Below are 11,918 nucleotides of genomic sequence, written 5' to 3'. Positions count from 1 at the left end.
CATTCAAGCGAAACCGTCGCCGGCCGGCGGAACAGCAGGCGCCGGCGGCGCATCGATCTCGACGCGATTCTTGCCGTCGTGCTTCGCGCGATACAGCGCGCGGTCGGCCGCCTCGATCAGCGACGTCGTCGGCAGGCCGGGGGCCGGTACGATGCTCGCGCCGCCGATGCTGATCGTCACGTAGCGGCCCGTCGACGAGTGCGCGTGCTCGAGCCGCAGCGCCTCGACCGCGAGGCGGATTTTCTCGCCGAGCAGCCGCGTGGCGCCCGGCGACGTGGCCGGCATCACGACCGCGAATTCCTCGCCGCCGAAACGCGCGGCGAGATCGCCGGACTGCCCGAGGCAGCGCTCGATGGTCGCCGCGACCTGCTTGAGCACGCTGTCGCCCGACACGTGGCCGTACGTGTCGTTGTACAGCTTGAAGTTGTCGACGTCGATCATCAGCAGCGACAGCTCACTGCGCTCGCGCGTGCCGCGCCGCCATTCGGCGGCCAGGTATTCGTCGAGATAGCGGCGGTTCGACAGCCCGGTCAGGCCGTCCGAATGCGTGAGGCGCCGCAGTTCGAGATTGGCCTCGAGCAGTTGCTGCTGCGATTGCCGCAGCGCGCGATAGGCCTCGTCGCGCTGCAGCAGGTTCATGTACGAGCGCGAGTGGTAGCGGATCCGCGCGACCAGCTCGATGCGGTCGGGCAGTTTCACGAGGTAGTCGTTCGCGCCGGTCGCGAACGCGGTGCTCTTGATCACCGGTTCTTCCTGCGTCGACAGCACGATGATCGGCACGTCGCGCGTTGCCGGATTCGCGCGGTACGCCTTCACGAGGCTCAGCCCGTCGGTGCCGGGCATCACGAGATCCTGCAGGATCACCGTCGGCCGCGTCTCGATCGCGGTCGCCAGCGCATCGTCCGAGCGCGGGCAGTAGTGGAAGTCGATGCCGTCCTCGTCGACGAGCGCGCGCCGGATGGCTTCCGCGACGATCGTCTGGTCGTCGACCAGCAGGACCATCGCAGGGGCGTCGGCGTGCGGCGTGGGCCGGACGTGCGCGACGTCGAACGCCGCATGCACGCCGCCGGGCGGGCGGGTGAGATCGCTAGTCATGATTGATGCCAGGTTGCGCCATGGCTGCGAAGGGTGTAACGGGGTTTCATCCGAATTTGCCCCGAGAAACTCCGCCATTTCCCCCAAGGGGACTTCCTTCGGGGCGAATGGCGGGAAGGAAAGGAGTGCTGTTGACAGGCAGCTTCTTCCACGGGTTAGGATCACCAGCATGATCCTTGTCTATCGCTACCGGGTGAAGTCGCTCAACGGACTGCTTAACAAGCAGAGCCGCGCGGTGAACTACGTCTGGAACTTCTGCCACGATACGCAGAAGCACGCGCTCAAGTGGAGCAAGAAGTGGCCGACGGGTTTCGACTTGAACGTGCTGACGACCGGCAGCAGTAAGGAACTCGGTATCCACTCCGGCACGATCAACGCGACGTGCGAGCAATACGCGAAGTCGCGCAGTCGGAACCGTCGGCCCTACCTGCGCTATCGTGGCAGGAAATCGCTGGGCTGGGTGCCGCTGAAGGGCCGAGACCTGAAGCGCGAGGGTGATGCGTTTCGCTTTGCCGGCAACACCTTTCGCGTATTCAATAGCCGACCGCTTCCCGACGGAAAGATCAAGGACGGAACCAGCTTTGCGCAAGACACAAGGGGCAACTGGTTTCTCAACATCGTGATCGAGATGCCCGATGTTCAGGCTCGCCCGATCCGTTCGGGTGTCGGTATCGATCTGGGCCTGAAAGACTTCGCCACACTTTCGACCGGCGAGAAGCTGCCTAATGATCAATTCGGCCGACGCGCGGCCGAGAAGCTCGCGAAAGCGCAACGGGCGCGAAAGCACAAGCGACATATCGCGAAGCTGCACGCCAAGGTCGCGAATGCCCGTGCCGATTTCCAACACAAGCTCGCGCTCGATCTGGTGCGGCGCTTCGATTACATCGCGGTCGGCAACGTGTCGCCCGCCAAGCTGGCCAGAACCAGGATGGCGAAGAGCGTTTACGACGCATCCTGGTCGTCCTTCCGTAACAAGCTCCGTTACAAAGCGATCGCGCACGGAGTCACGTTCGAGGAAGTCGACGAAAGCGGTTCCACCCAGTCCTGTTCGGCGTGCGGGTCGAAAGACAGCACGACGCGGCCGAAAGGTATCGCGGGACTGCGAGTAAGAGAATGGGTTTGCAGTGAATGTGGTGTCGCACATGATCGTGATATCAACGCTGCTCTGAACATTCTCCGATGCGGACGTGCATCGCCAGGTGTGGGAATCCTCCGCCTTTAGGCGCGGAGGAGGACGTCAACGGTTCAAATCCGCGCGAGCGCCGCCAGCTCGCCCGCGATGCGCTCGAGCGGCAGGATCGCGCGCGCGGCGCCGAGCGTCGCGGCCGCCTTCGGCATGCCGTAGACGGCGCTGGTCGCCTCGTCCTGCGCGATCGTGTGATAGCCCTTCATCCGCAATGCCTTCAGGCCGATCGCGCCGTCGCGTCCCATGCCGGTCAGCAGCACGCCGATCACGCGGCCCGGCCAGTGCTCGGTCAGGCTGTTGAAGAATACGTCGACCGACGGCCGGTACGGCGTGGCGGCCGGTTCGCGCGTGTACTCGAGCGTGCCGGTGCGCGTGATGCGCAGGTGATCGTCGGTCGCCGCGAGGAGCGCGACGCCCGGTTGCGGGCGGTCGCCCTCGTGCGCGACCCGCACGGTCAGCGGCGTCTGGCCGTCGAGCCACTGCGCCATCCCTTCGGCGAACGCGCGATCGACGTGCTGGACGATCACGATCGGCGCGCTGAAGTCGGCCGGCAGGCCGCCGAGGATCGACGCGAGCGCGCCGGGGCCGCCGGCGGACGCGCCGATCGCGATCAGCGGGCCGCCGCCCGCGCGTGAGGCCATGCCGGCCGCGCGGACGCCGCAGGGCGCGTCGAGCAGGCGGCCGATCTGGTCGATCTTGGCGAGCAGCAGCCGGGCGGTATCGCCGGCCGCGCCTTCGCCGAGGCGCGGCGTGTCGACCGCGTCGAGCGCACCGGCGCCCATCGCCTCGAACACGCGCCACGCGTTCGCGCCGATGCAGCTCGTCACGATCAGGATCGCGCACGGTCGGCTGGAACGCATGATCCGCCGCGTCGCCTCGATCCCGTCGAACTTCGGCATGATCAGGTCCATCAGCACGACGTCGGGCGGTTGCGCGGCACACAGTTCGACGGCCTGCGCGCCGTCGGTCGCGACCCACAGCACACGATGCTCGGGCCGGCGCGCGAGCGCACGGCGCATCGCCTCGACGGCAAGCGGGAGGTCGTTGACGATGCCGATGTTCACAAGCGGGTTACTCCGGTCGGTTCGTAGTGTTGGAGGTGGGCCGGGTTCATGGAAGGCAGTGCCTGGTTCGGCGCCGCCGAACGGCATCGGCGGGCGGACGGCACGGAATTCTTTTCGATTGGCGACGCCCGCATGCTGTCATGCGGCGCGAGCGGCGGCAATCGAAAAATTTGCGCATTGCGTCGTTCCGACCCTTTCCTCTATGGCCGGGCCGCATTTTTTGCCGTCCGGGGAGCCGGACGGCCAGGCCCGAGATGACGCGGTAGTGCGGAAACCCGTCGCCGGCGCGTTCATTTCGACGGGAAAGGGGGCGCCCGGCACGGGCGCACGCGCAGGCATCGGCGAGCCGGCCGTGCAGGCCGGCGCACCGCGCCCGGTGCCCGTTCAGTCGTTCAATGGCTGCGCGCGTACCCCTGGATCAGCGCGCGCATCATCCCTTCGACGGTTGCGTCGAGCAGGTCGGCTTCCTGCTCCGATTCCTCGACGAGCGCGGCATAGGCGGTCGCGAGCGTCACGCGGTCGACTTCCTGGCGTTGTTCCATCAGCGTCACCATCCCGTCCTTCGCCAGATGAGCGGAGAAGGCGCGGCTGCCGATGGTCTGGAATACGTCAATCATGGCGGCTCTCCCGAACGTTGCCGATGCCTTCCAGTTTAGTCGGCGCACCGGCGCTCCGCCATGCGCGGCGGGCGCACGGGCCGCCCGCGGTTCGCCCGCCGCAAGCGTGCGCACCACGCGCGCGCCGCCGTTGCCGCCCGCCGCCGACCGTCCGGACGAAACACCGCTGCAACACTGCGGACACACGGCCGGCGCACCGTCGTACCGGTTTCAACGTTTACCCGAAGCATCAAATTGTCGACTTTTTATCGATAAAGTCTCGTGTTAGATTTTGCGGCCTGAACCCGGTCGAAACCGGGCGGGCGGCGCGTGTTCACGGTGCCGCGTATCCGACACAAGGAGGGACAATGCTGGTGCTGATTGGGGTGCCGATCGTCGTGATCGGTTTCGCGCTGCGCTTCAACGCGCTGCTGGTGGTCACGATCGCGGGCCTCGCGACGGGGCTCGCGGGCGGGATGAATCTGGTCGACATCGTCAGTGCATTCGGCAAGGCGTTCGCCGACAACCGCTACATGGGGCTGATCTGGCTGACGCTGCCGGTGATCGCGCTGCTCGAGCGCAACGGGCTCAAGGAACAGGCGAAGCGGATGATCTCGCGCGTGCACGCGGCGACCACCGGCCGCGTGCTGATGCTGTATTTCGTGCTGCGCCAGGTGACGGCCGCGCTCGGCCTCACGTCGCTCGGCGGACACGCGCAGATGGTGCGGCCGCTGATCGCGCCGATGGCGGAGGCCGCGGCCGTCGGCCGGCACGGCGACCTGCCGGAAGCGGTGCGCCAGCAGATTCGCGCGCACGCGTCGGCCGCCGACAACGTCGCCGTGTTCTTCGGCGAGGACATCTTCATCGCGATCCAGTCGATCCTGCTGATCAAGGGCTTTCTCGAACAGAACGGCATCGCGATCGAGCCGCTGCACCTGTCGGTCTGGGCGATCCCGACCGCGGTCGCCGCGCTGCTGATTCACTGCACACGGCTCGCGCTGCTCGACCATCGGCTGTCGCGCGGCTTCGGCGCGTTCGGGCGGGAGGGTGCGCGATGATCGGCCTCGAACCGCTGTATACGCTCGCCGGGCTGATGTTCGCCGCGTTCGCGTGCTTCAACCTGACCGACCGCACGAACCCGCGCCGCGTCGTCAATTTCGCGTTCTGGGCGATCTATGCGCTCACGTTCCTGTTCGGCGCGCTGCTGCCGCACTTCGTGACGGGCTGCCTCGCGATCGCGCTCGCGTTGATCGCGGGCTCGGGCAAGCTCGGGCGCGGCAAGTCGGACGAAGCCGGCGAGGCGGCGGCCGCGCGGCGCGACGCGAAGGCGCTGCGCTTCCGCAACAGGCTGTTCCTGCCGGCGCTGTTGATTCCCGTCGTCACGCTGATCGGCACGTTCGGGCTGAAACTCGTGCCGTTCGTCGATCCGAAGAGCGTGACGCTGATCTCGCTCGTGCTCGGCACGCTCGTCGCGTTCGCCGTCGCGCTCGCGATGCTGCGCGATTCGCCCGTGCACGCGCTGAAGGAGGCGCGTCACACGATGGACGCGGTCGGCTGGGCCGCGATCCTGCCGCAGATGCTCGCGGCGCTCGGTGCGCTGTTCGCGGTCGCGGGCGTCGGCGGCGTGGTGTCGGGGCTCGTGAAGGACTGGGTGCCGATCGATTCGCCGTTCGCGGTTGTCGTTGCCTATACGGTCGGCATGGCGCTGTTCACGATGATCATGGGCAACGGGTTCGCCGCGTTCCCGGTGATGACGGCCGGCATCGGCCTGCCGCTGATCGTCCATCAGTTCCACGGCAACCCGGCGATCCTCGGCGCGATCGGGATGCTGAGCGGCTTCTGCGGTACGCTGATGACGCCGATGGCCGCGAACTTCAACATCGTGCCGGCCGCGCTGCTCGAACTGAAGGACAAGAACGGCGTGATCAAGGCGCAGTGGCCGACCGCCGTGCTGCTGCTGGCCGTGAACACGCTGCTGATGTACGCGTTCGTATTCCGCTTCTGACGACTGACGAGGTGCTCATGACCGACCGACTGACTCCCGAGCTCGCGTCGAAATTCGCGTCGCTCGCGCTCGCGCACCTGACCCGCGAATATCCGAACAAGCTCACGCATGGGCTCGAAGGCCCGCACGACGTGCAGGGGCCGCGCGCGCTGCATCCGATCTTCTACGGCAGCTACGACTGGCATTCGTGCGTGCACGGCTACTGGCTCGTGCTGCGCGTGCTCGAACGCTATCCCGCGCTGCCGGAGGCCGAGCGGATCATCGCCGTCGTCGACGCGCATTTCACCGACGCGAACGTCGCCGGCGAACGCGCGTATCTCGCGTTGCCGCACAACAGCGGCTTCGAGCGGCCTTACGGATGGGCGTGGCTGCTGGCGCTGTCCGCGCAGCTGGAGCGGCTCGCGCTGAAGGGCGTGGTGCCGCAGGCCGCCCGCTGGGCGAAGACGATGGCGCCGCTCACCGAGCTGTTCGTCGCGCGCTTCGAGACCTTCCTGCCGAAGGCGACCTATCCGCTGCGGGTCGGCACGCACTTCAACACCGCGTTCGCGCTGGCGCTCACGCTCGACTTCGCGCGCGCGACGCAGCGCGACGGGCTCGCGGCGCTGATCGTCGATACGGCGAAACGCTGGCACCTGAACGATGTCGCGTGCCAGGCGTGGGAGCCGTCGGGCGACGAGTTCCTGTCGCCCGCGCTGATGGAGGCGGAACTGATGCGGCGCGTGCTGCCGGCCGCCGAATTCGACGGCTGGTTCGCGCGCTTCCTGCCGGATCTCGCGCGCGGCGAGCCGGCGACGCTGTTCGTGCCGGCGACGGTCAGCGACCGCAGCGACGGCAAGATCGCGCATCTGGATGGACTGAATTTGAGCCGCGCATGGTGCCAGCGCTCGCTCGCCGGCGCGCTGCCCGAAGGCGACGCGCGGCGCGCGAAGCTGGTAGATGCGGCCGGCCGGCATCTCGACAGCGCACTCGCGCACGTGGCCGGCGACTACATGGGCGAGCACTGGCTCGCGACGTTCGCGCTGCTGGCGCTGGACGCGTAGTCGCTTCGTCGGCGATCGGCGGGAGAGGCGGGAGAGGCGGGAGAGGCGGGAGAGGCGGGAGAGGCGGGAGAGGCGGGAGAGGCGGGTGTGGCGGGCGTCACGCGATGTGCCGCACGCGTGCCCGCCGCACTGCCGCGGGCTTACTGATAGAAGTTGAGCGTGACCATCGCCGAGCGGCCCGGCGCCCACGTCGCGTAGATCGGATACGCGCTCGCGTAATACTGCTTGTCGAACAGGTTCTGCACGTTCAGCTGAACGTCCATCGTCTTGTTCACGCGCCACGTCGCGGCCGCGTCGAAGCGTGCGTAGCCGGGCGTCCATTTCTTCGTCGTCGCCGACACCGATGCATAGGTCTGGCTCATGACCGTCGCGCCCGCGCCGAGCGTGAGCGTCGGAATCACGTCGTAGCTCGTCCACAGCGTGAAGTTGTGCTTCGGCACCATCACCATCGGCAGGCCCGATGCGCCCGGGCTGCCGGGGCCCGCGTCGGTCGTGATCGCGTTCAGGTACGAGTAGCCGCCGAACACGTGCCACTTCCGCGTCAGGTTGCCCGCGAAGCCGAGCTCGACGCCGCGCACGCGCTGCTTGCCCGCGTTGACGGTGTGACCGAGCCCGTCGCTGACACGCGCATTGGTCTTTTCGGTCTGGAACAGCGCCGAGGTCAGCGACAGCTGATCCTGCAGCACGTCCCATTTCGCGCCGATCTCGATGTTGCGCGAGCGCTCGGGCGCGAGGTCCTGGTTCGTCGCGGTGATCTGGTCGGTGCCGCCGCCCAGGCCCGCGTTCGAGCCCGGCGGGTTCGACGACGTGCCGTACGACGCGTACAGGCTCACGTTCGTCACCGGCTTGAAGACGAGGCCGAACTGGTAGCTGAACAGGTTCGACGTGTTCGACAGGTCGGCGACGCCGGCCTGCTTGCCGGTCGTGTCGTAGCGGTCGAAGCGCAGCCCGGTGTTGAACTGCCAGCGCTCGGACAGCCTGACCGTGTCGAAGAGGTATGCGGACACCGTGTCGGTGCGCGTGTTCGTCGTCGGGCCGGGGAAGCTTTTATCGCCGTTCAGCACGATGTTGCCGGTCCACGGCATGTTCGGGTTCCAGCCGCCGGCAAGCGGTGTGCAGTTGCCGGCCACCGCGCACGGGCTGTTCGAGCGGATGTTGTTGCCGGCGGCATCCGACACGAGATAGCCCTCGTAGCGCGATTGCTCGTGGCTGAACTCGACGCCGGCCGTCATCGTGTGCTTCATCCCGAACAGGCTCGCGCTGCCGGTCACTTCGGTCTGGTTCGAGAAGCCGTTGAGCGCGTACTTGCCGCTCTTCGCCTGCAGCCCGAGCATGTTCGGGTTCGACGCGAGGATCTGCGGATTGGTCGCGACGTAGTCGAGCGTCGAGCGCCCGAACATCGTCGTGTTCTTCAGCTTCCACGCATCGTTGATCGTGTGCTCGATGCGCACTTCGCCGGTGTCGGTCTGCCCGTAGCGATAGTCGCGGGTGTTCAGCCCGAAGAACTGCCCGCGATCGGTCGGCACCGGCGTGCCGCCGGACGCGCGGAACGGCACGCTGAAGTCCGGCATGTCATACGCGTTCATATGGTAGTAGCTGACCGTGACCGTGGTCGGCGTGTTCAGCCCGAACACGATCGACGGCGCGACGCCCCAGCGCTTGTTGTAGACGTCGTTGCGGCCGGCCTGGTTCGCGTCGTGACCCATCACGTTCAGCCGCACGGCTGTGGTGTCGTTGATCCTGCGGTTCGCGTCGACCGTCGCGCGCTTGTAGCCGTCGGTGCCGAAGCCGATGCTGCTGTTGATGAAGTCGTCGTTCTGCGGCGTCTTCGTGACGATGTCGATGCTGCCGCCCACCGAGCCGCGGCCCGCGTACACGGAGTCGGGGCCCTTGATCACGCTGATCTGCTCGACCGCGAACGTCTCGCGGTTCTGCAGCCCGGAGTCGCGCATCCCGTCGACGAAGATCGCGTTGCGCGATTCGAAGCCGCGGATCACCGGGCGGTCGGCCGACGGGTTCGCGGCCGCGTCGCCGCCGAGGAACGTGATGCCCGGCACCGAGCGCAGCGCGTCCGCGAACGACGTGACGTTCTTCTCCTTGATCAGTTGCGCGGGGAGCACCGTGACCGAGCGCGGCGTGTCGAGCAGCGGCGCGGTGAACTTGTACGACGGCGAGCGCTTCACCTGCATGTCCGACAGCGCGGACGACTGGACCGCGATCGTCGGCAGCGTCGCCGACGGTTCGGCGGCGGCCGGCTGCCCGGCAGCGGGGGCGGAAGCAGGAGCGGTTTCGGCGGAGGCGAGCAGCGGCGTCAGGAAAACGGAGCAGGTCAGCGCCGACACGAGGGCACGGGGCCTCGTCTTGAACTGGGCGGGCATGGCGAGAGGCGGCGGAAGTATCGGTGAAACGGATGCGTCGTCACGATGCCGGCGGGCAGGCCCATGGCATCGGTAAACGTCAATGTAAATGCGTATGATTCGCGTTAGCGGTCGCAATTCTACGAATTATTACGAGATAAGTAAACGATCGCAGGGTTGTTGTACGAAACCGGTCGCGTTTTCGTGTCCAATGCGACGGCTTTGCATCCGACGCAATACCGCTTTCCACCGGCCGACCGGCGCGGCCCGACGGCGACTCGATACACTGCCGTACCGGTTGCACGGGCCCCGGCGATCAGGCCCCGACGAAGGAGACAGGACAGATGGACACCCAACGCGCAGCGGTCGTCACGTACCGCGGCAAGGCGATCGAGAACACGCACGTCGCCGACGTGGCGGTGGTGGATGCCGGCGGCAAGCTGCTGTTCCGGCTCGGCGATCCGTTCCGGATGACGCTCGCGCGCTCGGCGGCGAAGCCGGCCCAGGCGCTGTCCGTGATCGAGACGGGCGCGCCCGAGCGGTTCGGTTTCGACGACGCGGACATCGCGCTGATGTGCGCGTCGCACAGCAGCGAGGAGCGGCACATCGCGCGCACGCGGGCGATGCTGGCGAAGGTCGATGCGCAGGAGTCGGATTTGCGTTGCGGCGGCCATGCGCCGCTGTCGGACGCGGTGTACCGGTCGTGGATCAAGCGCGACTACACGCCGACCGGTGTCTGCAGCAACTGTTCGGGCAAGCATGTCGGGATGCTGGCCGGCGCGCGATCGATCGGCGCCGCGATCGCCGACTATCATCTGCCCGAGCATCCGATGCAGGTGCGCGTCAAGCATGTGGTCGCCGATGCATGCGGCCTGCGCGACGACGAGGTCGACTGGGCGATCGACGGCTGCAACCTGCCGACGCCGGCGTTTCCGCTCGACCGCCTCGCGCGTCTTTACGCATCGGTGGCCGACGGCGCGGATACGGTGGAAGCCGGCGCCGCGACGACCGATCGCGTGCGCGCGTTAGCGCGCATTCATCATGCGATGACGGCCCATCCGGAACTGGTCGCCGGAGAAGGGCGCTACTGCACGGTGCTGATGGACGCGTTCGAAGGGCAGGTCGTCGGCAAGCTCGGCGCGGATGCGTGCTACGGCATCGGCGTCCGCGCATCGGCGCGCACGCGCGCACTCGGCGCCGACGGCGCGCTCGGCATCTCGGTGAAGATCGAGGACGGCAACATCGACGTGCTGTACATGATGGTCAGCGAACTGCTCGAACGGCTGCAGATCGGCACGGACGCGCAGCGCGCGCGGCTCGCCGCGTTCCACCGGCCGAAGATGCTGAACACGCAGGGTATCGAGATCGGGCACGCGACGTTCCCGTTCGAATTGCAGCGGGCCTGAAGGGCGTCAGCGCGTCGATGCCGCGTGCTGAAGGTGCGTGCGGCGTGCGGCGTGCGGCATCGGCGCTGGCCAGGCGACCCGCGCGGCCGCAGTCGCTACGCGCCCGCGTCGCGCAGCTTCGCCAGCTCGACTTCCGACAACTCGCCGATGTGCGCGAGATGTTCCGCGAGGAAGTCTTTCAGCACGCGCAGCTTCGCCGAGCTGCGCCGGTTCGCCAGATACGCGATGTAGATGTAGTCGCCCGTGAGCTTGTTCTGCAGCCGATAGCGAGGCAGCACGGCTTCGAGCCGGCCGCTCGCGAGCAGGTCGCGCACCAGCCAGATCTCGAATTCGGCGATGCCGAGCCCCGCGCAGGTCGCGTCGAGCAGCAGCTCCGAATGATCGGTGACCAGGTTGCCGGCCGGCAGCACGCTGTGCCGCGCGTCGCCGCGGACGAGTTCCCAACGCGGATCGCCTTCGGGGTGCACGTAGCGCAGGCAGTTGTGATGCAGAAGGTCGTCCGGCGTCGCGGGGCGCCCGCAGCGGTCGAGATAGCCGGGTGTCGCGCACAGGATGCTGTCGTTGCGCGACAGCCGGTGGACGACGAGGTTGTCCAGATAGTTCTCGCCCTCGTGAATGTCGAGGTCGAAGCCGCCAGCGACGAGGTCGTTGTGGTTGTCGGTGAGCCGCACGTCGAGCTGGATCGTCGGGTAGCGCGCGAGAAACGGTGCGATCAGCGGCGCGAGGTGACGGCGGCCGAACGCGACCGGCGCGGTGAGCTTCAGCGGGCCGCTCGGCTGCGAATTGAGCTCGGCGACGACGCGCAGCGTGTCGTCGAGATCGGCGATCAGCGTGACCGCGCGTTCCAGGTAGATGTGGCCGGCCTCGGTCAGCGTCACGCTATGCGTCGAGCGATGCAGCAGCGCGACGCCGAGCGCGTCCTCGATCGCCGTGACCTTGCGCGCGACGGTGGACGTCGACACGTGCATCTCCTTCGCGACCGCGGAAAAGCTCCCCATTTCGACGACCCGCACGAACGCGCGCATCGCGCCGAGGTGATCGATGCCGGTGTCTCTCGCCGTTGTTTTCATTCGTCTCTCGCTGTTGCATTCCACGCAAAACCGCTTTCGATAATACAGAAGCGAGCTTCTTTATGCAAAGGCATAGAATGCGATCCCGTCGTATCGGGA

Annotated in this window: 10 protein-coding genes; 5 read left to right on the top strand and 5 right to left on the bottom strand. The window is 67.3% G+C overall.

Going from position 1 to position 11,918, the window contains the following annotated elements; genetic code table 11:
* Positions 1-3: 3 nt before the first annotated feature.
* Positions 4-1,095 (bottom strand): diguanylate cyclase domain-containing protein, encoded by a 1,092-nt coding sequence (locus DIE06_RS15160; protein WP_124662118.1) that lies wholly within the window; start codon positions 1,093-1,095, stop codon positions 4-6.
* A gap of 169 nt (positions 1,096-1,264) precedes the next feature.
* On the opposite strand from DIE06_RS15160, the gene DIE06_RS15155 reads away from it, so the two are divergent.
* Positions 1,265-2,317, top strand: coding sequence for an RNA-guided endonuclease TnpB family protein (locus tag DIE06_RS15155; RefSeq protein WP_124662117.1), 1,053 nt, complete (start codon positions 1,265-1,267; stop codon positions 2,315-2,317).
* 23 nt (positions 2,318-2,340) lie between these two features.
* Here the strand turns inward: DIE06_RS15155 and DIE06_RS15150 are convergent, their stop codons facing one another.
* Positions 2,341-3,345 (bottom strand): chemotaxis response regulator protein-glutamate methylesterase, encoded by a 1,005-nt coding sequence (locus DIE06_RS15150; protein ID WP_124662116.1) that lies wholly within the window; start codon positions 3,343-3,345, stop codon positions 2,341-2,343.
* A 392-nt stretch (positions 3,346-3,737) separates the two neighbouring features.
* Complete coding sequence (locus DIE06_RS15145; protein WP_006750126.1) at positions 3,738-3,962, bottom strand: hypothetical protein; 225 nt, start codon at positions 3,960-3,962, stop codon at positions 3,738-3,740.
* 347 nt (positions 3,963-4,309) lie between these two features.
* Between DIE06_RS15145 and DIE06_RS15140 the strand changes: the two genes are divergently transcribed.
* Genes DIE06_RS15140 through DIE06_RS15130 form a run of 3 tightly spaced genes read left to right on the top strand, consistent with a single transcriptional unit; the run spans position 4,310 to position 6,986 of the window.
* The gene (locus DIE06_RS15140; protein ID WP_124662115.1) at positions 4,310-4,999 is read left to right on the top strand and encodes a DUF969 domain-containing protein; all 690 of its coding nucleotides are present in this window, start codon (positions 4,310-4,312) and stop codon (positions 4,997-4,999) included.
* A complete protein-coding gene (locus tag DIE06_RS15135; protein WP_124662114.1) occupies positions 4,996-5,946 on the top strand; it encodes a DUF979 domain-containing protein in 951 nt (316 codons plus the stop codon). The genes DIE06_RS15140 and DIE06_RS15135 overlap by 4 nt, the downstream gene beginning before the upstream one ends.
* Before the next feature lie 17 nt (positions 5,947-5,963).
* Positions 5,964-6,986 (top strand): DUF2891 domain-containing protein, encoded by a 1,023-nt coding sequence (locus DIE06_RS15130; RefSeq protein WP_124662113.1) that lies wholly within the window; start codon positions 5,964-5,966, stop codon positions 6,984-6,986.
* Positions 6,987-7,126: 140 nt separating this feature from the next.
* Here the strand turns inward: DIE06_RS15130 and DIE06_RS15125 are convergent, their stop codons facing one another.
* On the bottom strand, positions 7,127-9,364 hold the full coding sequence (locus tag DIE06_RS15125; RefSeq protein WP_124662112.1) for a TonB-dependent siderophore receptor: 2,238 nt from the start codon (positions 9,362-9,364) through the stop codon (positions 7,127-7,129).
* A gap of 323 nt (positions 9,365-9,687) precedes the next feature.
* Here DIE06_RS15125 and DIE06_RS15120 point away from each other — a divergent pair, with 323 nt between their 5' ends.
* Entirely contained in the window at positions 9,688-10,749 is a 1,062-nt protein-coding gene (locus DIE06_RS15120) for an asparaginase (RefSeq protein WP_124662111.1), read from the top strand.
* A 95-nt stretch (positions 10,750-10,844) separates the two neighbouring features.
* On the opposite strand, the gene DIE06_RS15115 is transcribed toward DIE06_RS15120, so the two are convergent.
* Entirely contained in the window at positions 10,845-11,819 is a 975-nt protein-coding gene (locus DIE06_RS15115) for a LysR family transcriptional regulator (protein WP_124662110.1), read from the bottom strand.
* Positions 11,820-11,918: the final 99 nt, after the last annotated feature.

The sequence above is a fragment of the Burkholderia sp. Bp8998 genome (genome assembly GCF_003854235.1).
Classification (GTDB): domain Bacteria; phylum Pseudomonadota; class Gammaproteobacteria; order Burkholderiales; family Burkholderiaceae; genus Burkholderia.
This window is presented reverse-complemented; position numbering and strand designations above follow the sequence as displayed.